At 38.3% G+C, this 26,923-nt stretch carries 21 protein-coding genes; 14 read left to right on the top strand and 7 right to left on the bottom strand.

The window, feature by feature from the left end:
• Positions 1-106: 106 nt before the first annotated feature.
• Positions 107-1,525, bottom strand: coding sequence for a M48 family metallopeptidase (locus D0T08_RS14590; RefSeq protein WP_116983385.1), 1,419 nt, complete (start codon positions 1,523-1,525; stop codon positions 107-109).
• Positions 1,526-1,651: 126 nt separating this feature from the next.
• Positions 1,652-4,600 carry a prolyl oligopeptidase family serine peptidase gene (locus D0T08_RS14585; RefSeq protein ID WP_116983384.1) on the bottom strand — a complete coding sequence of 983 codons (2,949 nt, stop codon included), beginning with the start codon at positions 4,598-4,600 and terminating at the stop codon, positions 1,652-1,654.
• Between the two features lie 744 nt (positions 4,601-5,344).
• On the opposite strand from D0T08_RS14585, the gene D0T08_RS14575 reads away from it, so the two are divergent.
• A complete protein-coding gene (locus tag D0T08_RS14575; protein ID WP_116983382.1) occupies positions 5,345-7,108 on the top strand; it encodes a phospho-sugar mutase in 1,764 nt (587 codons plus the stop codon).
• A 60-nt stretch (positions 7,109-7,168) separates the two neighbouring features.
• Here D0T08_RS14575 and D0T08_RS14570 read toward each other — a convergent pair whose 3' ends face one another.
• Positions 7,169-7,543, bottom strand: a complete 375-nt coding sequence (locus D0T08_RS14570) for a DUF4907 domain-containing protein (protein ID WP_116983381.1) — start codon at positions 7,541-7,543, stop codon at positions 7,169-7,171.
• A gap of 318 nt (positions 7,544-7,861) precedes the next feature.
• Between D0T08_RS14570 and D0T08_RS14565 the strand changes: the two genes are divergently transcribed.
• The 10 genes from D0T08_RS14565 (at position 7,862) to D0T08_RS14520 (ending at position 19,708) form a co-directional block, all read left to right on the top strand.
• Positions 7,862-9,040, top strand: a complete 1,179-nt coding sequence (locus D0T08_RS14565; RefSeq protein ID WP_158561268.1) for a sensor histidine kinase — start codon at positions 7,862-7,864, stop codon at positions 9,038-9,040.
• Between the two features lie 155 nt (positions 9,041-9,195).
• Complete coding sequence (locus D0T08_RS14560; RefSeq protein WP_116983379.1) at positions 9,196-9,948, top strand: LytTR family DNA-binding domain-containing protein; 753 nt, start codon at positions 9,196-9,198, stop codon at positions 9,946-9,948.
• A 376-nt stretch (positions 9,949-10,324) separates the two neighbouring features.
• A complete protein-coding gene (locus tag D0T08_RS14555) occupies positions 10,325-10,795 on the top strand; it encodes a LytTR family DNA-binding domain-containing protein (protein ID WP_116983378.1) in 471 nt (156 codons plus the stop codon).
• A 420-nt stretch (positions 10,796-11,215) separates the two neighbouring features.
• Complete coding sequence (locus tag D0T08_RS14550; RefSeq protein WP_116983377.1) at positions 11,216-13,297, top strand: bifunctional aldolase/short-chain dehydrogenase; 2,082 nt, start codon at positions 11,216-11,218, stop codon at positions 13,295-13,297.
• A 155-nt stretch (positions 13,298-13,452) separates the two neighbouring features.
• The gene (locus D0T08_RS14545) at positions 13,453-14,463 is read left to right on the top strand and encodes a GntR family transcriptional regulator (RefSeq protein ID WP_116983376.1); all 1,011 of its coding nucleotides are present in this window, start codon (positions 13,453-13,455) and stop codon (positions 14,461-14,463) included.
• A 45-nt stretch (positions 14,464-14,508) separates the two neighbouring features.
• A complete protein-coding gene (locus D0T08_RS14540; RefSeq protein ID WP_116983375.1) occupies positions 14,509-15,789 on the top strand; it encodes a TIM barrel protein in 1,281 nt (426 codons plus the stop codon).
• A gap of 112 nt (positions 15,790-15,901) precedes the next feature.
• Positions 15,902-16,774 carry a DUF1080 domain-containing protein gene (locus D0T08_RS14535; RefSeq protein WP_116983374.1) on the top strand — a complete coding sequence of 291 codons (873 nt, stop codon included), beginning with the start codon at positions 15,902-15,904 and terminating at the stop codon, positions 16,772-16,774.
• Positions 16,775-17,017: 243 nt separating this feature from the next.
• Positions 17,018-17,758, top strand: a complete 741-nt coding sequence (locus D0T08_RS14530) for a (Fe-S)-binding protein (RefSeq protein WP_116983373.1) — start codon at positions 17,018-17,020, stop codon at positions 17,756-17,758.
• On the top strand, positions 17,755-19,143 hold the full coding sequence (locus D0T08_RS14525) for a lactate utilization protein B (RefSeq protein WP_116983372.1): 1,389 nt from the start codon (positions 17,755-17,757) through the stop codon (positions 19,141-19,143). Before D0T08_RS14530 ends, D0T08_RS14525 begins: the two co-directional genes overlap by 4 nt.
• Before the next feature lies 1 nt (position 19,144).
• On the top strand, positions 19,145-19,708 hold the full coding sequence (locus tag D0T08_RS14520) for an LUD domain-containing protein (protein ID WP_116983371.1): 564 nt from the start codon (positions 19,145-19,147) through the stop codon (positions 19,706-19,708).
• Positions 19,709-19,865: 157 nt separating this feature from the next.
• Here D0T08_RS14520 and D0T08_RS14515 read toward each other — a convergent pair whose 3' ends face one another.
• A complete protein-coding gene (locus D0T08_RS14515) occupies positions 19,866-20,768 on the bottom strand; it encodes a DUF4249 domain-containing protein (RefSeq protein WP_116983370.1) in 903 nt (300 codons plus the stop codon).
• Between the two features lie 32 nt (positions 20,769-20,800).
• Complete coding sequence (locus tag D0T08_RS14510) at positions 20,801-23,161, bottom strand: TonB-dependent receptor (RefSeq protein WP_116983369.1); 2,361 nt, start codon at positions 23,159-23,161, stop codon at positions 20,801-20,803.
• Between the two features lie 46 nt (positions 23,162-23,207).
• On the opposite strand from D0T08_RS14510, the gene D0T08_RS27595 reads away from it, so the two are divergent.
• From D0T08_RS27595 to D0T08_RS14500, 3 genes are all read left to right on the top strand, one after another.
• On the top strand, positions 23,208-23,360 hold the full coding sequence (locus D0T08_RS27595; RefSeq protein ID WP_158561267.1) for a hypothetical protein: 153 nt from the start codon (positions 23,208-23,210) through the stop codon (positions 23,358-23,360).
• An 87-nt stretch (positions 23,361-23,447) separates the two neighbouring features.
• On the top strand, positions 23,448-23,822 hold the full coding sequence (locus D0T08_RS14505; protein WP_116983368.1) for a BlaI/MecI/CopY family transcriptional regulator: 375 nt from the start codon (positions 23,448-23,450) through the stop codon (positions 23,820-23,822).
• The gene (locus tag D0T08_RS14500) at positions 23,819-25,189 is read left to right on the top strand and encodes a M56 family metallopeptidase (RefSeq protein ID WP_116983367.1); all 1,371 of its coding nucleotides are present in this window, start codon (positions 23,819-23,821) and stop codon (positions 25,187-25,189) included. The genes D0T08_RS14505 and D0T08_RS14500 overlap by 4 nt, the downstream gene beginning before the upstream one ends.
• Here the strand turns inward: D0T08_RS14500 and D0T08_RS14495 are convergent, their stop codons facing one another.
• Positions 25,190-25,771, bottom strand: a complete 582-nt coding sequence (locus D0T08_RS14495) for a TIGR00730 family Rossman fold protein (RefSeq protein ID WP_116983366.1) — start codon at positions 25,769-25,771, stop codon at positions 25,190-25,192. It abuts the gene before it with no gap.
• Between the two features lie 227 nt (positions 25,772-25,998).
• Positions 25,999-26,907 carry a DUF72 domain-containing protein gene (locus tag D0T08_RS14490; protein WP_116983365.1) on the bottom strand — a complete coding sequence of 303 codons (909 nt, stop codon included), beginning with the start codon at positions 26,905-26,907 and terminating at the stop codon, positions 25,999-26,001.
• Positions 26,908-26,923 lie beyond the last annotated feature (16 nt).

The following is a 26,923-nucleotide window of genomic DNA, read 5'->3' as shown; positions in this document are numbered from 1 at the left end:
AAGCATTACTAATTAGATATGAGGCTAAAGCTTTAAACTGGCTTTGTCTAAATATTATAGGGATAGCTGTCTGTTTTGTAAGAAAAATAAATCGTCAACTAAAATGTTAGACAAGTTCTATATTAAATTCTGGAACTTCCTCATCCAATTTTGAAATATCACACTCAAAAAGGTATCTTTCATCAAAGAAATGATTAAATACGTCTGGAAAACTATTTTTCTTTTTGCGCTCATCAATGCTTTCAAGAAAAAAAACTTCATTAATAAACTCTATTGCGTTTTCCTCATCTTCCTTAATTTTTCCATAAAATGCTAAGGTTTGCTCCTTTTGAACTTTTTCAGGATTCTCAAATAAAAGCCAAGGAGAAGCATCATTAATTTCAGCTAAAACCTGAACATTATTTATATTTTCCTCTCTTTCTTTCTGTTCAGGATGTGTTAACCACTCTTTAAAATACAATCTACTTTTAAGTGCGTTATCTTCAATTATATCATCATTTAATACCGGGAGATTTCGGTTTAAAATTAACTTTTTATTTTTGGCCATATAAGCTATCATTGCCAAATGCTTCTCAAAAATATTATCTGTTATTTTTTTTTGTTTTAACAAAGAATTCAAATGTTCAATGGTTTGATTATAGGCTTCATTGCCAAAACTAACTCTACGTAGAGCCGATATTGTAGCAGTATTGCCAGCAACACTTACCGCAACTAGGTCAGCATTATACTCCATCTCCCTAGACAGTTCCGTATAATATCTACTAATCAATTTATAGGCCTCTCCTAATAGATTACGAATACTATTTAGTATAAATCTAACTCCGCCAGCAATCAAACCTAAGATTCCTCTGTGTCCAGCCACTTTATAAAGAAGTAAATCAAAATCGTCATATTCATAAATCCTATTGTAAATAGCCCGGTTTAGAATATAAATATAGCTTCCTATTCTCATAGTTCCCTGAGAAATATGACCAAGTTCATGCGCCAGCACAGCTTTAAACTCACTTATATTGATACAATTGACCAAACCCAGACCAATTACTAAGTTTTTTCGGATTGGGAAAACCAAGCTCCAAAAACTTGAATTATAGAAAACTGCCGAATTAACATCAGCCGAGATGAAAACCTTTGCAGGAGAGGAAGACTTTACCTCTTTAACCAAATGATGGATAAAATCAAATAGGCGCGGGTGTTCTTTAGCTGTAATCTCTACTCCTATTGTATTTCTATTCTCTTTGATTGGAAAAAAGAATTTCAAAAGAAACGAAGGAAACAGAATACCTATAAAAAAAACAATTCCACCTAAAGTAGCTGTTATCCAATTACTCCGAATGTCCATTATCGCTTTACTTACATTCAGACAAATGCCAAACAAACCAAATGAGATTAGAATAAGAAATAGATAGAATATATAAAACAATACAATTGCCAAAAGAACCTTTATTGACTTTCTAACGAAATTTTTTGAGGGATTTAAGAAAGAATAATCAGCAATTTGCGGTTGAGGAGGGTAGAAATCCTTCATATTTTAGTCACTTAGGTTTTTCTTTTAAAAATAGCAAACTATAGACCATTACATAAATATATATCGAAAAAGCCCGTTTCAAGCCATTCACTTAAAACAGGCTTTTTAGGTTATTAGCTTTTACTTTTACTCCTCCAAACCCATCGTTCTCTTATCCAGATGCTCATCTAAAGTCAGACGGTCAATGCCTTTTTCCAACCAATCCGGAGCAGGTTTACCTTTCAGGTGATAGTCGAAAAACTCCATCATACGTACGGCATAATCTTTACGGTTAGGCAATTTAGCCAGACCGTGGTTTTCTCCTTTATACTGGATTAATACCACAGGCTTTTTCAGACGACGAAGCGCACTATAGTATTCAATACCTTGCGTAAAGTCTACGGCACCATCGGCATCGTTATGCAACATTAATAGAGGGGTGTTTACTTTCTTTACATGATACAATGGTGAGTTACGGTTATAGGCTTCCCAGTTTTCCCAGGGAGGTAATAGACGACCTTGCGAGGCTTCGAAGATAGCACCGTTTGACGAACCACTATTTTTGTAAATCAGGTTATACATCGAAATCATATCGGTCAGTGGAGCACCTGCCGCTGCCGCTTTGAACATATTGGTCTGTGTAATGAGGAAGCTGGTCTGATAACCACCCCAACTATGGCCATGAATACCGATTTTACTTTCATCAATCACACCCGTTTTAATGGCGGCTTTCACACCTGGAAGCACACACCAAACGGCTGACATACCAGGGTCATTGAGTTTATACACAATATCCGGAATAAATACCGCATACCCATTAGAAGTATACACACTCGGATTCCAACCCGTACCCGAATATCCCGGATTAGCAAAACTGTGCAGGGTTTGTGAGAGTTTTTCGTAATAATATACGATAGTCGGATATTTCTTACCTGCTTCATAACCGGCCGGCAAGAATAAAGCGCCCTGTAACTTATCGCCTTTATCGCTCTTATAGTCTATCAGCCTTACTGATGGCGACCACGCATATTTTTCAAAAGACGGTGTATTCTGAGTAAGCTTTTGTCCATTCTCTAAATTAGTTGAGGTTGCAAGGTAATATTCAGGTGCCGTTTTGAAAGTCTGGCGGGAATACACATAAGCATTGGCATTTTTAGCTTTAGATAAACTTCCTACTGATGTATCTTCCCACAGTAGACTTTTTGCTTGTCCGTTTTCTAAGGCCACAAAGCCGCTTTTCTTCGTCCATTCTCCGTAGGTTTTGAAATACTGCGTTTTAGCTAAATCAATTCCTTTTTCTTCGGGGTCAAGTACATAGCGATTCTGGTAGCGTATTTGCTCAGTTTTACCATTCTTTGTCAAATTCTTTGGAGTAGCCAAGCCATCGGCAGACAATTGCCAGATGTCCCAACCATCACTTACCAATACTAAACGGCTGTCGTTTGTCCAGCCAATTACCGGATATGGAGGTTTACGCACATTGTGGTCGTCTTCTACATCAACAAAAGAAGTACTTGATTTATCCGAAATATTACGCGAAGTCTGGCTGATTAAATCATAAACTATCCAGCTACCATCTTTCCAGTATAAGAACTTCGTACCATCAGGCGAAGGGCTCGGGTTCGCATAAAAATCAGGGATATAGTGTTTTTCTATTACTTTGCTGCGCTTCCCTGTTTTCAAGTCAACTATATATATATCACTATAGCTTTGTCCGTCCAGGTTATTATCTAATTCATAATTTGTAATATCCTGTCCAATGCCATATAATTGTTTAGGCGCGATGCTCAGGTTTCTAAGTGTACTATCGGTTAATCGTACGAATTTCTTGCTGCTTACATCATAATTCGCCACAAAACTGAAATTCTTATCCTGTTTTTCCTGCACCTGTTGGCGAGACTGCAAGCGTTTATCCTGCCAATGCCAGATAGTCATATCAGGTTTTTCTTTATCTGCATCCGGTGTCGCCGCTACTTTTTTGGTTGAGTCAGTCTTTACTTTAGCAATGGCTTTGGTTAAATCTTCAATCGTTTTAATGCTAGTATCCGCCTTTATTTTGGCTAATTTTTCAGCATCGGTTTCCTTTTTAGTAGTATCTTTTTTAGCATCAGCTTTCGGCGTTTCTTTCTTAGACAGTTCAGTTTTGGTTATACCAAAGAACAAACGGCCTAAGTCTTCTGACCAATAAGGAGTTCTATTTGCGCTTATCGTCATGCCTTTCGGAAATGCGGTCGAGTCTTTCTTAGGCTCATAAATGCTTAGTTCAGGTATAGAGCTAAAGTTCTTCACCCCTACTACATTATTCAGTTCGGTTTTATATTTTTCATCCTTTGTACCTTTCAATAAAGCCAGGCCATCGCCCTTTTCTGTCCAGTTCAAAGATTTGTAAGAGGCTTTATCATTATCCAGAATCATCACTACGTTGGTATTCATATTGCGCAACCATAAGCCGTTTCCTGCTTTTTCGGCTGCGTCAACCGTCAATGCCAGCCAGTCACCTTGTTTATTGAAAGAAAATTCCGAAATATTCCCGATGTTCTGGGTTTTACCAGATGTAAGGTCATATAATAATAAGTCTGAACCTTTCGGGCCATCGGCATTCGGGCCGCTTGGTGCATTAGCAGGAGTCAATTGCAAAGCCAAAACCGAAGATTTCTCTCCATTGAAAGCAAAAGATTTTACTCTTTCAAATTCGGTTTTCTTTTTATTAGCCAGGTTAATCAGAAATACTTTTTCAGGAATTGGCTTGCCACCCGGTTTAGCGGCAGCTTTCTTGTCTTTGTCTTTAGGATAAACTTTGAATGCAAACCATTTAGCATCTTCAGAGAAATTCATTGAGAAGAATGTACTCGAGCCAATCGGGTATTTGATTTTGGTGGTATCACCCGTTTTTCTAAGAATCAATTCTGCGTCTCCTTCATTAGGATTTAGCACATAAGCAAACCATGCACCATCAGCCGAGAGTTGTGTGCCACCAAAAGCAGGAATAGCTTTCCATGCAGCAACGTCTTTCCAGGTAAGGGGGGGTTTAGGTTTGTCTTGCGCCAGTGCTGCAAGCGAGCAGAGTAGTAAATAGGTGATGAAGTATTTTTTCATTGAGTAAAGAAGTATTGTTATTGAGTTTATAAAATTATAACAAATTTTTAAAACAGAAAAACAGGATAGATTATTGATTAAACCAGAAACCATCGCTGCGCTGCTACCCTCTGGCAAAAAGGTTCTCACCGTATTGGTAACTTTTCTGGTTTCGTATGAGTGGCTGGTACCTGGAAATCATCACTGTCCTTTGGCAAAAGGTTCCCACCATATTGGTAACCTTTTTTGGTTTCGTGTGAGTGGGTGGTACTAGGAGCCTATTGCTACCTTTGTTCAAAAAGGTTCCCACCACATTGGTAACCTTTTCTGATACCTTTTGGACAGCCCACTCTTTGCCTCTTCTGACAAATTCCCAAAAACCCTGATACTTCGGGGACGCCCAGTCTTTATCCATTCTTCCATTGCAGTAATTGTTATGCGGACGGCCAGTCGTGAACGGCTAGTCGCGAATTGTAATTCAAGACCGTACGTCCCCAACTGTGCATCTTCTAAATTTCCGACTTAGAGCTGTGTTTTCAAAGCAATTGGGGAGGTTTCTGGCGAAATCATACTATTGTATTACTCTGGGGTCCACTCCTTTTTTAGAGAAAAAAAGACGCCATAAGCCATTAATTTTCTATTCTTGTGGCTTCATAAAGCATGATTTAAAGAAATATTAGTAAAATCTAAATCATTCTTGAAAAACATCAAAAACTTGTTTTAATTTGCCCAAAATCTTTTACAATTAAAATCATTCGGATAGTCATGCTACAAAATCTTAAACTAGATACAACAGCAGAGAAGAATATCAAAACCTGGTTGAAAGGCAGGTATGATGAAGAAACCAAAACTGCTATTCAGAAACTTATTGCTGACAATAACGCGACTCAACTGACGGATTCTTTCTACAAAAATCTGGAGTTCGGAACAGGTGGTATGCGTGGAGAAATTGGTGTGGGTTCTAACCGTATGAACAAATATACTGTTGGCGCGGCTACTCAGGGCTTAGCAAACTATCTGAATAAGGCATTCCCTGACCAGGAGATAAAAGTAGCTATCGCGCATGATAGTCGTAATTTTTCACCGGAGTTTGCCCGTGTAGCAGCCGATATTCTTTCAGCTAATGGAATTACAGTTTATTTATATAAAGAACTTCGCCCTACACCGCAATTATCTTTTACGGTGCGTCAGTTGGGTTGCCAGAGTGGTATCGTTATCACGGCTTCTCATAACCCAAGAGAATATAATGGGTATAAAGTATATTGGGTTGATGGCTCTCAGGTAGTAGCACCACACGATAAAAATATTGTAGCAGAGGTAAATGCCATTACAAACGTAAAAGACATCAAGTTTAAAGGTGTAAAGAAACGCATCAAGATGATTGGCGAGGTGCTTGACAAGGCTTATCTGAAAGCAGTAAAAAGCATTTCGGTAAATCCTCGCATGATTAAGCGCCAGTCTGATTTGAATATTGTTTTCTCGTCTATTCATGGTACAGGCATCACGATGGTACCAAAAGCACTGGCTCAATTGGGCTTTACCAATGTGAATATTGTTGATGAACAGGCAACCCCGGATGGTAACTTCCCGACGGTGGTTTATCCGAACCCAGAAGAACAAGAGGCTATGAGCCTTGCATTGAAAAAAGCTAAAGCAACTAATGCTGACTTAGTAATTGCTACTGACCCTGACGCCGACCGCGTAGGTATGGCGGTTAAAGACCCGAAAGGAGAATGGCAATTACTGAATGGTAATCAAGCGGCAAGTTTGATTATTTATTATCTGTTGAAAGCATGGAAAAAAGCTAAAAAACTGACAGGTAAAGAGTTTGTGGCTAAAACCATTGTAACCACAGATTTAATTGATGAAATGGCAGCCAAAGCTGGGGTTAATTGCTATAATACCCTGACAGGCTTTAAGTATATTGCACAGGTTATCAGAGAACTGGAAGGACAACAAACTTTTATCGGTGGTGGTGAAGAAAGCTATGGTTACCTGATTGGTGATAAAGTACGTGACAAAGACGCGATTGCGAGTTGCGCCATGATTGCCGAACTAACTGCCTTTGCTAAAGACCAAGGCATCAGCTTATTTGATTTCTTAGCCGAAATGTATCAGAAAAATGGTTTCTACTATGAAGGCTTGATTTCGTTGACCAAAAAGGGTAAAACAGGTGCAGAAGAAATTCAGCAGATGATGGTTGATTTTAGAGCGAAACCACCAAAGAGTCTGGCAGGTTCAAAAGTTATCCGCATGGACGATTATAAAGCTTTGACCACTACTGATTTGAAAACAGGTGAAACAACAGCTATTCCATCAGGCAAAATGGGAATTGAATCATCGAATGTATTACAATTCTTCACGGCTGATGGCACTAAGTTTACCTGTCGTCCATCAGGAACTGAGCCTAAAATCAAGTTTTATGTCGGTGTAAGAGCCAAACTGAAGAAAAAAGATGAATTTGATGATACGCTCGAATCTTTAAAAGAGAAAGTAAAAACCATTCAGGCGGAATTGAATCTGGTTTAAAACTATTCTTATAAATAAAAAAGCCATAATTAGTTAATAATAAAGCTAATTATGGCTTTTTTATTTATATTTTATTAGCTTCCGAACCTCTTCTACTGTCAATGTAGGGGGTATTTGTCCATTCGCAACTTTTGAAGAAGCAAGTTTGGCTATTTTTTGAGCGTCAGCTTCTTTTTTGAAAGCTGCGTTACCTGATACAGCAGGTATATTAGGTTGATTGACTAATAATTTATAACGGATATATAGCCGATAGCCCCAACCATCCGAAAGGGGATAGGTTTCGTATTGCAGGCTATCATTATACTTGTATAGTATTCCGTAATCTTGATTTTTGTCTATTTCCTGTTTAGGCTTTTGAGCAACTGCTGAAAAGATTATACTAAAATAGGATAGTAGAAAAAGGCTTGGTTTTATGACATATTGTTTAGTTAGCATATTAAGCGACAACAGATTTTATGATTGAGTAGAAGAGAATTGATTCAAAAAGGTTAAAGCTAAAATTAATGCGATTTTGGGCAAAATCCAAAGTGTTTATCGCAACAAAGAAGATTTTCAATCATAGCCTTTTCAAAAAGATGAATTAATATTCATAAATGTTTGTATTTATCTCTATTTCTACTTGATTTTGGTACGTAAATTGCTTCACCAAGTGGGTAAACAATTAACAAATAGTAGGTACTGCTTTCAGATTCGCATTTTAAAATGTATTTTTACAACACAAGGTTAACCTATTTTAATCTACCGATTCCCCTGATGCTAAAGCCGCTTTTAATAATTGTTTTGATATGCTTATTCGCCAACAATACTGCTTACTGTCAAAAGACAGATACTCCCCGAAAAGCAAATAACTTCAAAGCTAAAATTACCCGTGTTGAAATAGCAGGACGTGATATGCCTTTTCAGGAAAACTATCATGTTGATTACGATAATAATGTGCTGGAGTTTGAATATTCGGCTATTCCCGCTCAAAATAACCTGACCTACAAGTACCGTATTATAGAAAATAGCTTTGAGGGAGCAAAACCCTCAGCGTGGTTTTTCACCAATAAAACCGCAGTAAAAGTAGATAGTCTGAAACCGGCTGTTTACCATTTTGAGTTGATAGCCATTGATGCGGCAAAGAAAGAGAGCCAACCTGCTATAGTAGAATTTAAGATAGAATATCCCTGGTGGCGTTCGTGGTGGTTCTGGGGGTCTTGTTTCATTACCTTATTTGGTCTGTTTTATGGCCGTGAGCGTTTTCTAAAATTCTGGTCGGATGAAGAGCAGAGGCACCATCGCCAGGTAACCGAGTTGGAGTTGCGTACGCTGCAATTGCAGATGAACCCGCACTTTGTATTCAATGCTTTAAATGCCGTACAAAGTTTTATTCTGAATCGGGATACTATTTCTGCCAACAATTATTTATCAAAATTTGCCAACCTGATAAGGCTCTTTTTAGATTCGTCGCGTAGTAAATATATCACTCTTGCAGATGAGATAAAGCTATTGAGCCTTTATATCGAAATTGAGATGTTGCGTTTTGAGAATAAGTTTGAGCTTCATCTGAATGTTGCCTCTGATGTGAATCGTTTTGTTGAGATTCCGACCATGATCTTACAGCCGTTTATCGAAAACGCAATTAATCATGGCTTGCGATATAAAGAAACCAAGGGTAATTTATATATGAGTTTTTTTAACCAGGGCAAATACCTGGTATGTAGAATAGAAGATGATGGTGTAGGACGAGAACGCGCCAAACAGATTCAGTCAAAATCCAGAAAAGGCTATAAGTCGCAGGGACTTAAAATTACCGAAGAACGTCTGCAAACATTCAATCTGATTGCAGATGCCGACATTCATTTTCTGGTAGAAGACCGAATAAAACCACCACATGAACCCGGAGCAGATATTGGCACAACAATTGAAATTAAATTTCCAAAATTTGGTTAATTTAGAATGTTTCTTTTCTTTTGTACTTGTGTAAGTATCCCTCTCCCTATACATACTATATAATTAGCGGTTAATATTTGTGTGGCTATTGGCATGATTCCTATGGCTGATGACAATCTTATTGACTTAGAGTAAACTTGTAAACAAAACCTTTTATGTATAAGGCTATTATAGTTGATGATGAAAATCGAAGTGTTGAAACTTTAAGCAGCATCATTTACCTTTTCTGTTCTACAGAAGTAGAGGTAATTGGCACGGCTAATTCAATACAAGAGGCTTATCAACTTATTCAGGAAAAATCGCCGGATATTGTGTTTTTGGATGTAGAGATGCCGCACGGCAGCGGTTTTGACCTGTTAGAGAAATTCACCAACCCGAAATTTGAAGTTATTTTTACTACAGGATTTGATCACTATGCTGTTACGGCTATTAAATTCAGCGCTTTAGATTATCTCTTAAAGCCCATTAATATCGAAGAACTTAAGCAAGCCATTGGCAAAGCGAAAGAGCGTATTGAAAAGAAAAATAGTCAGCAGAATTTCGACCACTTGATTCAGAATCTGAAGAATCCTCGTGATAAATCCAATAAAATACCACTTCCTATTCTCAATGGTTTTCAGTTTGTGCCTGTCAATAACATTATTTATTGCGAAGCAGACGAAGACTATACGCATATTTATCTGAACGATAACACAAAAATAACGGTCTCTAAAAGTATCAAAGACTTTGAAGATTTATTGGCCAACTACGACTTCTTCCGTATTCACCACTCTTTCCTTGTCAATAGAGATTACATAAAAAGATATACCAAAGGTGAAGGCGGAACAATTACAACCGAGCAAGGGACAGAACTTCCGGTTTCTCGGCGCCGTAAATCAGAGTTCCTGGAGTGGTTGAGTAATATTTAGTTTTCGGACTCAAAAAATTATTCTCATTTAAGTACAAATTTTATTCACATCCAATTAAAAATTGGCATGTTTTTTATACATATTTCAGGTACAGAAACGTCCGTTTCTGTACCTTTTTTTTCGTCATTTCTGCTAAAAATTTCCGTTTATAAACGTATCCGTTTAATCAGTTTTTCTTGAAATTATTAAAAAAAAACACCCAATTATGCAAATGTAAATTTTAGTATCGCTTTTTCAACTTCGTAATAAGTTCGCTTATTTAAGATTATCTGCCACTTATCTAATTTATACTGCCACTTACCGAATCGTTGTTGTAATAGTTATACGTTGAAATTAACTTGCTATAAAATTCAACAATTTTAAAGCTTTCCTTAGAATGAATAAGCTGATTTACAAGACACCGTTCAGCCCGGAGGGATTTACGGTCGTCCAAAATGTGGAAAGCCAAGCTACTGGTGCTAACATGTCCATGCGGGTTGCTGGCAAACGTAACATGGTTAAGCTCGGTGATATTCTATACTTGAAGAGCGCGAAAAATTACACAATTTTTAAGCTTGCCGATGGTAGAGAAATTATCAGTTCTAAAACGTTGAGAATCTTTGAAGAGGAGTTAGACGAGATTACTAATTTTGTGAGACTTCACCGTTCTTACATCATCAATTTAGAACACGTAAAAGACTTATATTTTAATTGTCGTGGAGGAGAAGTACTGATCCATGACGAGAAAATTATTATATCAAGAAGAAAGGCTGCAGAGTTCCGTCGTAAGTACAGAAGATTCTTACGCACAACAGGGCAGAATGTTACTTCTACAATAAAATTAAAGACAACTATACGGATGGCTTAAAAAACATCTGGAAAAATTATTTTTTACTTTTTGGGTTACGATAATAAAGTGCTGGCTAATCTGGCACTTTATTTTTTGGGGTATTCCCAACTTTTTCCTATCAGAAATCTTTCTATGAAAACAATATCTTACAGGAGAGTACATGAGGATTTTTATAAAAAATTGTTGATTTTTGTGTCGATAGTAGAGTAGATTTGAATATTATTATCCTAAACAAAGAGACATTTTTTAAATAAAAGGCAGAAAACACGTGGGACCATTTCCTGGATGCAACTCTCAACTACACGGTTAGCCACTGCAATTGAAAATACAAAGCAGAATATTTAAAAAAGTGGGTACCCCATGGATGTCTTTGATGACATGATGATAATGCTTAAAAATGCTTTTACAGATTATAAAGCAACAAAATCTTAAATAAATATGGAAAATACCCTAACATTCAAATATGTTAGCTACCTGTGGGACGAGAATAAAGCCGCCGAATTAGCCAATAACGAAGTTGATTTATTTATCTATCGCTCAAACCTATTAGGAGCCGATTTACGATTAACTAACTATGCCGGAGGAAATACATCTTGCAAAATAACGGAAACAGACCCATTGACAGGCGAACCTGTAGAAGTAATGTGGGTAAAAGGCTCTGGCGGTGATATTGGTACACTTACCAAAAAAGGTTGCGCCAACCTGTATGTTGACCGTTTACATGCCCTGAAAAAACGTTACAGAGGTTTAGCCTTTGAAGACGAAATGGTAGGTTTATTTGACCATTGTTTATTTGACCCGAAATGTGCTGCCCCATCTATTGATACACCTCTACATGGCTTGCTGCCTTTTAAACATATAGACCACTTACACCCTGATGCTCTGATTGCTATTGCTGCCAGTAAAGATGGCGAGCAAATTATGAAAGATATTTGGGGAGATACCATGGCGTGGTTGCCTTGGCAACGCCCGGGTTTCGACTTAGGTTTGAAATTGGAAGAAACCGTTAAAAATAATCCGAATCTGAGAGGGGTAATTTTGGGTGGTCATGGCTTATTTACCTGGGGTAATACTTCTTATGAATCTTATATCAATACGCTGGAAGTCATAGAAATGGCTTCAGTATATCTGGAGCAGAATTATGGCAAAAAACGCCCTGTTTTTGGGGGTGCAGTAAGAGAATCAAAAGCTGAGGCTGATAGAAAAACCGCTGCTGCTGAAGTAATGCCTACGCTTCGTGGTTTGGCATCAAGCTATAGAAGAATGGTTGGCCATTTCACTGATGATGCCCGCGTATTGGAATTTGTCAACTCAAGTGATCTGGAAAGATTGGCCCAAAAAGGTACTAGCTGCCCTGACCACTTCCTGCGTACTAAAATACGTCCGTTAGTTTTAAAAGGAACTACTAAAGAAGAAATAGAGAAACAGTTTGAAGCATATAGAGCGGATTATGTAGCTTATTATGAGCGTTGCAAGCATCCAAATAGCCCCGCTGTAAGAGACACCAATCCTGTGGTGATTCTTTATCCGGGTGTAGGTATGTTTTCATTTGCTAAAGACAAACAAACAGCTCGCGTTGCAGCAGAATTCTATACCAATGCTATCAATGTAATGAAAGGCGCAGAGGCTATCTCTGAATACGTAGGTCTGAGCGAGCAGGAAGCCTTCAACATAGAATACTGGTTGCTGGAAGAAGCCAAATTGCAACGCATGCCTAAGCCTAAATCATTATCAGGCAAAATAGCGTTTGTAACTGGTGGAACCGGAGGTATTGGCAAAGCAATCTGTGAAGAATTATTGAGAGAAGGCGCTTGTATTATAGCGGCAGACCGTGACCGCCTGGAAGAAACACAAACCGAATTACGTAAGCAATATGGCAAAGATGTAGTGCTTACTGCCGGAATTGACGTAACACAATCAGAACCTATTGCTGAGGCACTGAAACAAGGAATATTGCAGTTTGGCGGGGTAGATATTGTAGTAAACTGCGCCGGATTATCTATCTCTAAACCCTTAGAAGACCATACTTTAGCCGATTGGAATATACTACAGGATGTATTGGTAAAAGGACAGTTCCTCGTATCGCAGGAATCGGTGAAGATTATGCGCCAACAGGGTCTGGATGGTGACATTGTAAATATTGCCAGCAAAAATGCACTCTTCGCAGGACCAAATAATGTAGGTTATGGTACTGCTAAAGCGGCACAGGCACATATGAGCCGCTTATTAGCCGCTGAACTTGGTAAAGATAAAATACGTGTAAATACCGTAAACCCGGATGCCGTATTACGTGGTAGCAAAATATGGGAAGGTGAATGGGCAGAAGGTCGTGCCAAAGCTTATGGTATTAAAGTAGAAGACCTGCCTAAAATGTATGCCGCTCGTACATTGCTGAACGAGGAGATATTGACAGAAGACATTGCCAAAGCCGTAAGGGTATTTGTAGACGGCAGTCTATCAAAATCAACAGGAAATATTCTGAATGTTGATGGTGGTGTGGCAGTTGCTTTTGTAAGATAATCCCACCCTCAACCCTCCCCAACAATGGGGAGGAGTAACAAGTCTCTATCCTAAACAAGGATTAAAACTGCAATCAGTTTTTTTATTACCCTTCCTCATTGTTGAGGCGGACGCCGCGCGGCAGGGATGGGATCTTTTTTAAACTATTCGAAAAAATGTATAAATTACAACTCAACCCCAATGACAAGACTCCTAAGTACAAGCAGATTGTACGGTCTATCATTACGGATATTGAGCGAGTAGTTTTAAAGAAAAATGATCAGTTACCCTCTATCAGTGAATTAAGTGAGGAATATTATCTGGCGCGTGATACCGTAGAAAAAGCCTATAGGGAATTAAAGGAACAAGGCTTTATTACTGCGGTACAAGGCAAAGGTTTTTATATCAATGGCAAAGAGCATAATAAAATGCGGATTTTGTTGATTTTCAACAAACTAAGCTCTTATAAAAAGCTCATATATTATGCGTTTCTGAAAGTATTAGGAGATAAAGCATCAGTTGATTTGCAGATTCATCATTATAATGCCCGCATTTTTGACGAAATCATAGAAAAAAGCTTAGGTAAGTATAATTATTATGTAATTATGCCTCATTTCTTCCCTGAAACTGAAAAGCCTGCAGCACTAAAGACCATAGAGAAGATTCCTGCCGAAGAATTAGTTATTCTGGATAAAGATTTACCTGATTATCATAAACCTGTACTAAGTGTTTATCAGGACTTTGAAAACGATATTTTTGATGCCTTAGAATCTGCTAATGATTTGCTCGAAAAATATCAGCGCATGGTATTGATTTTTCCCAGTGATGGTAATTATCCCAAAGAAATAGTCACTGGTTTTCGCTTTTTTTGCATCAATTCTAAAAAAGAATATGCCATTAAAGAGAATGCCTTTGACGAAATCCCGCAGCCCAAAACAGCTTATGTTGTAGTAGAGGAAACTGACCTTGCCGACTTAATCAAGAAAACCCGACAAACGAATTACGAATTAGGGCAAGATATTGGCATTGTGTCTTTCAATGAAACTACTTTAAAAGAATTACTGGAAATAACGGTTATTACTACAGATTTTGAAACCATGGGCCGCACTGCCGCAGCTTTATTGTTGGATAAAAAACAAATCAAAGTAAAAAATCCGTTTTATATTATCAGGCGAAAGAGCCTATAACTCGGAATCTGTTTAAACAGGTTCATAATCAAAACCTATACAAACATGCTCACTACTGATAGTATTCAAGACCATAATAAGACTTTAGAAGCCGACCATCAATTTAAATTAGCCTATATCAACGAATTACTCGACCGCAGAGGTATCAATGCACAAAGTATCATCGAGAAAATCAAGGCTTTTCAGGTGGCTATCCCTAGTTGGGCATTAGGTACAGGTGGTACACGCTTTGCACGCTTTCCAAGCGGTGGAGAGCCTCGCAATCTGGAAGAAAAAATTGAAGATGTGGGATTGATTCATAAACTAAATGGCTCTTCTAACTCTATCTCCTTACATATCCCTTGGGATATTCCGTCTGATGCTGTAGCTATCAAGCAATTATTGAAAGCTAATAATCTGACGATTGATTCGGTTAATTCCAATACATTTCAGGACCAGAAAGACCAGCCTTTTTCTTATAAATTTGGTTCTTTGTCACATACTAAGTCAGATAGCAGAAACCTGGCTATTGAGCATAATATTCAATGTGTGGAATATGGTAAGCAATTAGATTCAAAAGTACTAACAGTCTGGTTGGCCGATGGGTCAAACTTCCCGGGTCAGTCGCATTTCCGTAAAGCTTACCAACGTACAGCAGATTCATTGGCAACTATTTATGAAGCCATGCCGTCAGACTGGACAATGCTAATTGAATACAAGCCTTATGAGCCATTCTTCTACTCAATGGTCATTCCTGATTGGGGTACTTCCTATTCCCTTTGTCAGCAAATCGGTAAAAATGCACAGGTATTGGTTGATTTAGGTCACCATTTACCAAATACGAATATCGAGCAAATTGTAGGTCGACTAATGCATTTCGGACGTTTAGGTGGGTTCCACTTCAACGGTTCTATGTATGGTGATGATGATTTAACAACAGGCAGTATAAAGCCATATCAGTTTTTCCTGATTTTCAATGAATTGGTAGACGGTATGCAAGACTCTAATGTGAAGAATCCGCCATTAGCCTGGATGATTGATGCAAGCCATAATACTAAAGACCCAATTGAAGACTTATTACAATCGGTGAACGCGATTTTATCGACTTATGCCAAGACTTTGTTGGTAGATAGAGTTGCTCTTGCCGATGCACAAGATAATAATGATGTGGTAAAAGCAGAGGAATTATTAAGAGATATTTTCTTTACTGATGTGAGAGCCTTGGTTTCAGAAGCAAGCCGTCAGGTAGGTGGAGCAATCGACCCTGTGGCAACTTTCCGTCATGCCCAAGTACGTGAAAGTTTAGTTGGCAAAAGAGGTAAATTCAGCGTGGCCACAGGTCTGTAAAATTCATATATAAACTTTTAATGCAAAATACTCCTCAGGTCTTGTCTTTCTTTGCAAAACTTGATGTTATTTTGCATGGACAGTTTTAATCTACTCACTGACTATTCAACTAATGAAAAAACTTCTGACCTTTTTAAGTGTATTGTGTTTCCCACTTATGACTTTTGCCCAAACGCAAACAGTTGACGCTAAAGAATGGAAACAATTGTTTAATGGGAAAAACCTGGATGGCTGGCAGCCAAAAATCCGTAATCATGCTTTGAATGATAATTTCGCTAATACGTTCAGAGTGGCAGATGGAATGATGCAGGTGCGTTATGATGGTTATAAATCGTTCGACGAAATGTTCGGACATATCTTCTACAAAGACAAATATTCTTATTATCGTATCGCTACTGAATACCGCTTTGTGGGCGACCAGGCCACTAATGGTCCAGGCTGGGCAACGCGTAATAGCGGTATCATGATTCATTGTCAGGCACCAGAAACAATGGGTAAAGACCAGGATTTCCCAATCTCTATAGAAGTTCAACTCTTAGGTGGTTTGGATAAAGGCAAACGTACTACCTGCAACTTGTGTACACCGGGTACAAACGTATTTTATCAGGATAAACTAGATAAACGCCACTGTATCAACTCTACTTCACAAACCTATAATGGCGACCAATGGGTACGGGCAGAAGTTTTGGTTTTAGGTGATTCTCTTATTCAACACTTTATCAACGGCGAAAAGGTATTGGAATATACCAAACCTCAAACTGGAGGTGGTAACGTAAGCGGCCATGACCCAAGTTTAATGGTTGAGGGCAAGCTTTTAGCTGAGGGCTATATCTCCCTACAAAGCGAAAGCCATCCGGTTGATTTCCGTAAGGTTGAATTGTTGAACCTTTGCGGTTGTACTGATCCTAAAGCAAAGAATTATAAATCTTATTATGTAAAGTCTGATAATACGACTTGTGAATATAAGAATAAAAGAAAGAAATAGTTTTTAGTTAAATTAAAATATATTATCCCTACGGGATATTAGCTTTTGAATGAGTTTAATTTTTCTACGGATATACCGTCCCTACGGGACTTAGACTATTGAAAAAATAATTAATAAATGTCCCGTAGGGATAATATATCGGTAGAAATAATAGTTAAATAAGTTTTTAAGTCCCGTAGGGACGATATATTGAAGCCTTTTAAATTTATTTCGCCTAATAAGTGAAAGAAATAATTTGTATTCATGAAAGTAGCCCTATTTATACCATGTTATGTTGACCAGTTTTATCCGAATGTAGGTATTAATACCTTGCAATTATTGGAGAAACTGGGTGTTGAGGTAGCCTATCCAACCCAGCAAACCTGCTGCGGGCAACCGATGGCTAATAGTGGCTGCGAACAGGACTCTAAAGAGGTATATCATCATTTCGTTGACACCTTTGCCGATTATGATTACATCGTTACGCCCTCAGGTAGTTGTACCTATCATGTTCGCAAACACTACGACATAATCGACCAGACACCTGCCGTACAAAAAGTGAGAAAAGGGGTATATGAATTGGTTGACTTTCTGGAAAACATATTAAAAGTAGAAGAAATACCTGTCGATTTCCCTTATAAAGTAGGATTGCATTTAAGCTGCCACGGACAACGAGGACTTCGTCAGGCCAATGCCTCAGAAATAATCGGAGATAAAGGCGGACAGATTCTAACACTACTTAGAAAACTAAGAGGTATTGAGATAACCCAGTTAGAGCGTAATGATGAGTGCTGTGGCTTTGGTGGCTCTTTTTGTATTACCGAAGAAGCAGTATCAGCACGGATGGGACAAGACAGAATAGCCGACCACGTGCGAAACGGCACTAAAGTATTGACAGGCGGAGATATGTCTTGCCTGATGCACCTGGAAGGAATTGTAAAACGGCAGCAATTGCCTATGAAAGTGATGCACATTGCAGAAATTTTGAACGGAAGCCAACCATGAACCACCCTGCACTAGCCGAGAAATTCGCCAAAGATTTTAACCGGACTACCTGGCATGATGAAACATTGTGGTTTGTCCGTCAGAAAAGAGATAGGGCCATCTATCCAATTCCTGAGTTTCAGGAATTGCGGTTGCTTGCCTCCCAGATTAAAGACCATACCCTTAGTAATCTGGATAATTACCTGCTTCAATTTGAAGAAAACGCCATAAAAAATGGAGTAAAGGTGCACTGGGCAGCCGATGGCGAAGAGCATAATAGAATTGTACTGGATATTATCAGAAATGCTTCTTCAATCAAAGGTAAGACAGGGCCAATAAAGATGGTAAAAAGTAAGTCGATGCTTACCGAAGAATGCCATCTGAATCCTTTCCTGCAAAAGAATGGGGTAGAAGTAGTAGATACCGACTTAGGTGAACGCATTGTACAATTCAGAAACGAGCCACCAAGCCATATCGTAATGCCTGCTATCCATCTAAAAAAGGAAGACGTAGGCGAAACCTTTCATGAGCATTTAGGCACACCAAAAGGCGAAAAAGACCCGCAGGCTTTAACAGAAGCCGCCCGCCAACACCTCAGACAAAAGTTCGTAGAAGCCGATGTAGCGTTAACGGGTGTCAACTTTGCAGTAGCTGAAACAGGTAGCTTTGTGGTATGCACCAACGAGGGCAATGCCGATTTAGGCGTTAATCTGGCCAACGTGCATATCGCCTGTATGGGTATGGAAAAACTCATTCCTAAAGTAGAGCATTTATCAGTATTTATCCGCTTATTAGCGAGAAGTGCTACAGGACAACCTGTTACGACTTATACTTCACATTTCACCAAGCCAGCTGATGGTAAAGAAATGCACATTGTGATAGTTGACAATGGCCGTACACAACAATTAGGTCGCTCAGATTTCAGAAACTCCCTGAAATGTATCCGTTGCGGTGCTTGCATGAATACCTGCCCTGTGTATCGCCGTAGCGGTGGACATAGTTATGATTTCACTGTGCCGGGGCCAATAGGTGCCATCCTATCGCCCAATATTGATTTACATAAGTATAGTTCTCTCCCATTTGCCAGTACTTTATGTGGTTCCTGCTCTGATGTTTGTCCGGTGAAGATTGATATTCATGTGCAGCTATATAAATGGCGGCAGGTGGTATCAAAAGAAAATGAGCTACCAGCAGCTAAAAAATGGGGAATGAAAGGTCTGGCGAAGATGTTGGCTATGCCTAAGGTATATGATTTAGGTGGTAAAGTAGCCAGAAGTGCTTTGCGCATATTGCCTCATGGCATGACTCACGCCCAAAGCATGAATCCCTGGGCAAAAGCACGTGAATTGCCTGATGCACCGAAGCAAAGCTTTAAAGAGTGGTATAGCAAAAACAAAAAGTCCTGAGATGACTAGCAGAGAAAAAATATTAGCCAGCGTAAAAGCCAATAAACCCTCTTTTCTTGAGCTGCCTGTTATTTCGGCTTTTGAAGGAGATGGCAGCATAGAAAGATTTAAAACCGTTTTGGCAGGCATTGGTGGACATGCGATTGAAATAGATAGCAAAACTGATTGTCAGGGAGTAATTGATACCCATTATTCGGATTTAAAGAATGTGGCTTCAAAGCTTGTAAAAGCAAGTGTTGAGATAGATATAAATACCTCTAAGGAAGTATTAGAGCAAGTAGATTTAGCTGTAATTGATGGTATAATCGGTGTAGCTGAAAACGGAGCTATATGGATACCGGAGGTGAATATGATTAACCGAGCTTTACCTTTTATTACCCAGCATCTGGTTTTAGTGTTGGATAAAACGTACATAGTAGCCAATATGCACGAAGCCTACAAAAAACTGGATACTATTGGCAATTATGGCGCATTCATAGCCGGCCCGTCTAAAACCGCCGATATAGAGCAATCGTTGGTGATTGGGGCACATGGGGCGCGGAGTATGATGGTGATTTTGTATTGAGTTTTTCGTAGAGACGTATTGCAATACGTCTCCAAGGGTCAGTGAATACTGGATTAATTAATTTCTATTTTTAAATCTCGCACCAAAATACATTCAAATGGTAAGACGTGCCCTCGGAGACGTATTGCAATACGTCTCTACAAATAATAAAAATATACTACTCCTTAGGCTTTGCCTTCGCCTTATCAATAACCGCCTCCGCCGAACTAACCGCCATTATCCCAAAGAAACCCACAGCCTTCTTGGTTGATTGTGAATTATAATTAAGAATATTAGTCGGTATATTAGACAATGGCGTGGCGAAAAGTCCACCATTGGAAGATACCTGTTGCACTATCTGTAAATAATAAAACTGCTCTCTGGTAATTGAATATAAATCAACTGTAAGTGTATCTTTATCTGAATATAACTCTCCACCTAAAGACTGACGGATTGGTAAAATAAATAACAAACCATCTGTTTTTGAACCCGGACTAAATCCTGCATCATAGGCTACACTAATCTGGGTAGATTTATTGAAGTACTTATGATTCTTAGCTGCTTTAACCCAATAACAATCCCCCTCTCCCTCAAAATCATGGGCGTAGAATTGAGGCTGAAAACCCTCCTGTGGGCCATTATCAGGTTTGATGGGGAACTTCTCTACTTTATAATTAATAGAATCGATTTTAGGTACTCTATTAAGTTTTGATAAGGACACATATTCTTCTGCGCCATATTTAATATATAGCACATATTGCTTGCCCAATTTATCTAAAGGTTTGGTTGTGCCATCATAAATATAGTTGCCATCATTCTTAATATCCACAAAATCATGCGCCACACTATCCTCATCAAAAACTCTTACGGTGGCACCCAAAGCAGGTTTCACAGCCGAATTATCAAAATAGGCTTGCGATAATGAAAGTTTAATGGTTTGCTTTTCAGCCTTATTATTAATCAGGGCATCAACAGCTAATTGAGAAACACCCTCTTGCACATCAATATCTACCACATCTTCGCACGAAAAGAGCGAGACAGAAATAAATGTCACCAGTATGCTTAAAAATATCTTCTTCATTGTTTTCGCTATCTTAATTAGTGTCAGATTTATCAGAATTTAAAATTATAGGTTACTGCCGGAATAATCGTTCCGAAAACGGCATATCGCACAGCCTCGGTCTTAGTCTGGTCAGCCTCGTTCTGACGAACAAACACCGAAAACGGATTACGACGATTATAGACATTATATATTGAAAATACCCACTCACTCGTACCACGCTTGAAGAACGCATGTTTGTTTTGACGGGTCGCAGATATATCTAAACGATGGGAGGCCGGAATGCGATAAGTATTGCGGGTATCATAATAATTATGAGGCAAGGCAATATCCTGCCATACAAATTTATTAGTCGGGAAACTGGCCGGTGTACCCGTACTAAAGGTAAAATTGGTTGAGAAAGACCACTTACTGTTCAAATCATAAATACCTACAACAGCTAAATTATGTGTCTTATCAATTCTACTTGGAAACCAGTTACCGAGATTCAATCCGGGTATTTTTCTTTCTGTACGGGCTAAGGTATAGCTCACCCAGCCATTAAATTTCCCTTTTGTTTTCTTTACATAAAATTCTGCTCCGTAGGCTCTGCCATCTCCAAATAGTAAATCCCCCTCTACATTCGGATTTAACAATAAATCAGCATTCCTGATGTAATCAATCTGATTGTATAGTTTTTTGTAGTAAACCTCTACTGAAGTTTCATACATATTATCATCAAAATTATGGAAATATCCCAGAGCCACCTGGTCGGCTAACTGAGGCTTGATATTATTGCTACTAGGTGTCCATACATCCAATGGCGACGAAGCCGTGGTATTAGACAATAAGTGTAGATACTGCACCAGATGGTTATAACTCAGCTTAATGGAATTATTTTCACCCAAACCAATATTAGCAGCAAAACGAGGCTCAAAATTACCATATTTCTTGATTGACTTTCCCCAGTTAAAAGGTGTACTATTTATTACAGGTCGGCGCTCACCTTCTGCAGGTGCTTCTCCCAATTCCAAAGCATTACCTTTTCCTAAATAATCATATAAGGAATAGCGTAAGCCATATTGTAGTGAGATTTTAGAATTGATTTTTTGTTCATTGCCTATATATAAGGCAGATTCAGCAGCAAATTTATCAGCCAGACCTATGGCCCGTTCAACCCCACCTGAGATAGCCACCGCTTGTCCCGGATTAAAGGTATAATAAGTCACCTGCCCACCAAACGTAATAGTATTATTGGCATTCGGGTAATAGGTAAAATCAGGTTTGATACTATAGGTGATAATATTTGACTTCCAGCGGAAAGCATCCTGCGTGTCTTTCTTTTTTAAATCAGTCTGGAGGGCATAATCGTAGTTACTATAGAAAATCGTATTATTCAGGAATAGTTTATTATTAAATACGTGATTCCATCGCAAACTGGTAGTTGCATTGCCCCAGTTGAATCCAAAATCAGCCCCAAAAGTATCTCTTCCAAAATAACCCGATAGAAAAAGCGTATTCTTATCATTTATCCGCGCATTCCCTTTAGCAGTAAAATCATAAAAATAAAAGCGTGAGCCTTTTAAATCGTCTTTCAGGAAAGGTTTCGCCAGAATATCTATATATGAGCGACGAAGCGCTATAATAAAAGAGCCTTTATCTTTAAAGATAGGGCGTTCATACGTAAAACGGGAGAAAATACTACCAATACCTCCTGAAAATTGTGACTTTTTAGCATTTCCCTCTTTCATCCTTACATCAAGAATTGAAGAAACCCTTCCACCATATTGCGCAGGTATACCCCCTTTAATCAACTTCACGTCTTTTACAGCATCAGGATTGAAAACCGAGAAAAAGCCGAATAAATGTGAGGAATTATATACTGGTGCTTCGTCCAATAAAACCAGATTCTGGTCAATTCCACCACCCCGAACATTAAAACCTGAGGTACCTTCTCCAACAGATGTCACACCCGGCAGGTACTGAATACTCTTAATAATATCAACCTCACCTAATAAAGCGGGCATCTTCTGAATGGTCTTAATATCGACCTTATTAACGGACATCTCTAAACTCTTTACATTTTCGTCCGCCTTTTTGGTGGTTACTACCACTTCTTGCAAAACTTTCGAATCATCTTTCAGTTCAATATCCAGTTTCTGGTCTTGGAGTGTCAAATCAACTGCTTTTAGTACTTTCTCATAACCTACGTACGTAAAAACCAGATTGTATTGTCCTTTAGGAAGTGTAAGCGAATAAAAGCCATAAGCATTGGTAGTTGTCCCGGTTTTTATCTCTTGCACATACACTGAAACGCCAATCAGACCCTCACCATTGGCGGCATCCTTAATATAACCACTCACCGTAGACTTTTCCTGAGCATGTAGGTTTATCAAGTAAAACAGACTCAGAATAAATAGGAATATTCTTTTCATAAATTGGATTTTTTCAAGCAATTACCGTTGATAATAAATGTTTTATGTGGAAAAAATAAAACAAAAAGAAGTTGGCTGCAAAACTATTAACGTTTACCCATGCCTGAAAGTTTTAAATGATAAAGCAGAATTTTTCGCTGATGAACGTCAGTTCTATCTGCGTAAACATAAAGTAGCATGGTTAATCAAAGAGTTTTAAAGAATTAAACTAAAAAATTAGTTAATAATATTTGGAGGATAATTTTTTATTTCTACATTTGTAGAATAAATTCTAATGTTGTAGAATATGAAGTTATCAGCTACTGAAGAAAACCTGATGCAATACTTATGGACAGCCGAAAAAGCATTCATGAAAGATTTGCTTGAAGCTTATCCCGACCCCAAACCTGCAACTACTACTGTTGCCACTTTATTGAAAAGAATGATTGAGAAAGGCTTTGTTGGCTTTAAAGAATATGGCAATTCAAGAGAATATTATCCTTTAATCAGCAAAACCGACTACTTTGCCAATCATGTAAATGGGTTGATTAAGACCTTTTTTAATAATTCCGCCTCGCAGTTTGCTTCTTTTTTTACTACCGAAACCAAATTATCGGGCAAAGAATTAGATGAATTGAAAGAAATTATTGAAAAAGAAATTCAAAAAAAGAAAGGCCAATGATAATCTATCTTTTTAAATCGACTGTATGCTTATTGGTACTCTGGAGTATTTACAAGCTCTTTCTGGAGTCTGAAAAGTTGCATGTTTTTAATAGATTTTATCTGCTATTAAGCCTTGTTTTTGCTTTTACAATTCCTTTGGTAAGCATCGAACTATCATCCACAAACGCAGATAATAATCTGGTGCTTTTAAAAGAGAGGATAGCTACACCACCAATGTTATCGCAGGTCTTTACCCCCGCAGAGGTAGTAGAAGCGAAGAAAACAACCTCATGGTTAGATTATCTCATTGTCTTGAGTGGTCTTATTTCTGTTTTCTTTCTTGTTCGCTTTCTTAGAAATCTGATCATAATCATTATGAGTATACGAAGAAACGCTACAGTAAAATGGCAGGGGGCAAAACTCGTATTATTAGAAGATAAGGTATTGCCTTATACCTTTCTGAACTATATTTTCATAAGTAAAGAGTATTATGCCAATACCCTGATTGAACCTGAATTATTCAGCCATGAACTGGCGCATGTACGGCAGAAGCACTCCTTAGATGTAGTTTTTCTTGAATTATTACGCGTCGTTTTCTGGTTCAATCCTCTACTCTATTTATTCAAGCAGGCTATTCAATTGAATCATGAATTTCTGGCTGATGAAGCCGTCAACAAAACTTATCATGATGTACCAGCCTATCAATACCTGCTACTCAGCAAGGCTGCGCAAACGAGCGGGCTAACTTTAACAAGCAACTTAAATTTTCAGATAACTAAAAAAAGATTAACGATGATGACTAAAACCACTTCCGATTCGACAGCTTTTATACGCAAAGCTGCAATTGTTTCGCTATTCGTAGTATTAGCCTTTTGTCTGGCAGATTTTCAATTATTGGCACAAGAGCCTGAAAAAGTAAAGCTTAATTCTCCGCCGACTGTTACATCGGCTTTAAAGCCTAATAAAATTACTAAGGAGGATGTTGACTATCATAAAGCTACTGTATTAATGAGGGATAAAGATGGAAAGACTTCCCATAGAGAATATAAAGAGTTATCAGAAGAAGAGAGAAAAAAAGACTTTCAGGTTTTATATTGGGAAAAGATGGTGGCTACTGAAGAAATGATGGAAAAATGGAAAGACCCTAAGGAGTATGGAGTTTGGATAGATAGTAAGAGAGTTCCTAACAGCGCAGTATCAAAATATAAACCAAGTGATATAGCGAGCTATTCAAGTAGTAGGGTTTTGAAAAATGCGACTAATTATGGCAAGCATAAGCAACAGTTAGATATAATGACTAACGATTATTATAATAATGTATACCTGAAACATGTAAAAGAATCACCAACAATATACTTTGACGAAACTAAGCAGAAAAAGCAATAATTAAGTATCACCTCTCTTCAACCATTTTTGATGTGGAATAGGCTTAAAGTTTTCCATCTGCTGTAGCAAATGTTCAATATTATCTGATACCAACAGCAAGTCAAGACTTTCCTGTTTCAGGAAACCTTCTTGCACCATCACATCGAGTTGTTTCAATAAAAAATCATAAAACCCGTTGACATTCAGGATGCCAATGGGTTTTTGGTGTAAACCCAATTGTGCCCAGGTTAATATCTCAAATAACTCATCAATGCTTCCATAGCCACCCGGTAAAGTAATAATCCCATCACAAAGTTTCTCCATCAATGCCTTGCGCTCGTGCATTGATTCTACTACATGTATTTCACTCAGACCTTTATGCCCCACTTCCATCTTTACCAGAAAATCAGGTATCACCCCGGTTACTTGTCCGCCATTGGTTAGTACGGCATCAGCTACTACACCCATCAATCCAACACTTCCGGCACCATATATTAATCTAATTTTGTCTTTGGCAAATCTGGCGCCCAATGCTTCGGCAGCTTCCTTAAAGGCCGGGTTCTTTCCGTAATTGGCACCGCAATACACTAAAATACTTTTCATCCGCTTGTTTTAAATATATTTATTCAAATGGTATGCCCTATAAAAAATAAAACCCAACAAGGTGTTGGGCTTATTTGTTCGCTAAATTTGTCAGGAAAAAAAATCTTTGAGTTTTCAATGGCCTTTTTCTTCCTAAAATCTTTTTGAAACAATATGAAATTTGAATCAAGACCTTAGTTTAATTTTCTGCAATTTATAGACTTCAATGTAATAATGCAAGAATTATTTCAGAAGAGACTGCCTTGTACAACCTGCGGCGTAATCTTCGGTTCTCGTATACGTAAATTATTCAATTTATTGAGGTTTTTTATCCAATAATGTGTCAATTCCGGAGCAAATGTATTATCTCCGCAATGAATAAAAATATAAATATTTTTTAGCCCTTTTTTTATCCATTCTGTTATCCGGCGGCACCATTCGTCTGTTCTGGTATAATCAGTGGGGTCTAATTCATTGCCGACGAAGCGTAGCATGAGGTCATTAGTTGTGAGTGTCATGTGCAATACATCTCTTCTGCCAGATACATCAGACATCACTGTTCCTACCCCCAGTGCTTCAAGCATGGCACAGGTATCCTGCCATATACGTTTATCGGCAAACCACCGTTCATGCCTGAACTCAACCGATACCGGAAAACCGGCAGGTAAAGCCTTTAAATAGTTTTCCAGATTCTTTAATTTCTTAGGTTCAAAAGTGGGAGATAATTGCAGGAAAGTTCTCCCCAGATTATCGCCTAATTTCAAAACCCCACTACAAAACTCTTCAGTCAGCGCTTCTGCGCCAATCAACTGTCGGTCATGACTGATAGCTTGCGGAAATTTAGGACAAAATTTAAAACCCTTAATAGCTTCTTCTTTCCAACGGCTAATCATAGCAGGGGTTGGAATCTGATAATGCGTAACATTGAGCTCTATGGTATTAAACTGGCGGGTATAGTAATGAAGAAAATCTTTCTCCTTAGCATTATTCGGATATATCTTACCTATCCACTCTTTCAATGCCCATATCGGAGGACCAAGATATACTTCAACAGGAGTATCAGTACTTTTCGATGATAATATTTTGTCTGTAAGTGGATTATCAGGCGGAAGTGTAAAATCTACGCCCGAGACATCCGGCAGTTTTCCGAAATCCATTGGTGTTATCTTTTAT

This window comes from Emticicia sp. C21 (assembly GCF_003418935.1).
Lineage (GTDB): Bacteria > Bacteroidota > Bacteroidia > Cytophagales > Spirosomataceae > Emticicia.
This window is presented reverse-complemented; position numbering and strand designations above follow the sequence as displayed.

Excerpts from the sequence above, each read along its gene's own strand:
- D0T08_RS14590 (WP_116983385.1), bottom strand. The coding sequence starts at position 1,525 with ATGAAGGATTTCTACCCTCCTCAACCGCAAATTGCTGATTATTCTTTC.
- D0T08_RS14585 (WP_116983384.1), bottom strand. The coding sequence starts at position 4,600 with ATGAAAAAATACTTCATCACCTATTTACTACTCTGCTCGCTTGCAGCA.
- D0T08_RS14575 (WP_116983382.1), top strand. The coding sequence starts at position 5,345 with ATGCTACAAAATCTTAAACTAGATACAACAGCAGAGAAGAATATCAAA.
- D0T08_RS14570 (WP_116983381.1), bottom strand. The coding sequence starts at position 7,543 with ATGCTAACTAAACAATATGTCATAAAACCAAGCCTTTTTCTACTATCC.
- D0T08_RS14565 (WP_158561268.1), top strand. The coding sequence starts at position 7,862 with ATGCTAAAGCCGCTTTTAATAATTGTTTTGATATGCTTATTCGCCAAC.
- D0T08_RS14560 (WP_116983379.1), top strand. The coding sequence starts at position 9,196 with ATGTATAAGGCTATTATAGTTGATGATGAAAATCGAAGTGTTGAAACT.
- D0T08_RS14555 (WP_116983378.1), top strand. The coding sequence starts at position 10,325 with ATGAATAAGCTGATTTACAAGACACCGTTCAGCCCGGAGGGATTTACG.
- D0T08_RS14550 (WP_116983377.1), top strand. The coding sequence starts at position 11,216 with ATGGAAAATACCCTAACATTCAAATATGTTAGCTACCTGTGGGACGAG.
- D0T08_RS14545 (WP_116983376.1), top strand. The coding sequence starts at position 13,453 with ATGTATAAATTACAACTCAACCCCAATGACAAGACTCCTAAGTACAAG.
- D0T08_RS14540 (WP_116983375.1), top strand. The coding sequence starts at position 14,509 with ATGCTCACTACTGATAGTATTCAAGACCATAATAAGACTTTAGAAGCC.
- D0T08_RS14535 (WP_116983374.1), top strand. The coding sequence starts at position 15,902 with ATGAAAAAACTTCTGACCTTTTTAAGTGTATTGTGTTTCCCACTTATG.
- D0T08_RS14530 (WP_116983373.1), top strand. The coding sequence starts at position 17,018 with ATGAAAGTAGCCCTATTTATACCATGTTATGTTGACCAGTTTTATCCG.
- D0T08_RS14525 (WP_116983372.1), top strand. The coding sequence starts at position 17,755 with ATGAACCACCCTGCACTAGCCGAGAAATTCGCCAAAGATTTTAACCGG.
- D0T08_RS14520 (WP_116983371.1), top strand. The coding sequence starts at position 19,145 with ATGACTAGCAGAGAAAAAATATTAGCCAGCGTAAAAGCCAATAAACCC.
- D0T08_RS14515 (WP_116983370.1), bottom strand. The coding sequence starts at position 20,768 with ATGAAGAAGATATTTTTAAGCATACTGGTGACATTTATTTCTGTCTCG.
- D0T08_RS14510 (WP_116983369.1), bottom strand. The coding sequence starts at position 23,161 with ATGAAAAGAATATTCCTATTTATTCTGAGTCTGTTTTACTTGATAAAC.
- D0T08_RS14505 (WP_116983368.1), top strand. The coding sequence starts at position 23,448 with ATGAAGTTATCAGCTACTGAAGAAAACCTGATGCAATACTTATGGACA.
- D0T08_RS14500 (WP_116983367.1), top strand. The coding sequence starts at position 23,819 with ATGATAATCTATCTTTTTAAATCGACTGTATGCTTATTGGTACTCTGG.
- D0T08_RS14495 (WP_116983366.1), bottom strand. The coding sequence starts at position 25,771 with ATGAAAAGTATTTTAGTGTATTGCGGTGCCAATTACGGAAAGAACCCG.
- D0T08_RS14490 (WP_116983365.1), bottom strand. The coding sequence starts at position 26,907 with ATGGATTTCGGAAAACTGCCGGATGTCTCGGGCGTAGATTTTACACTT.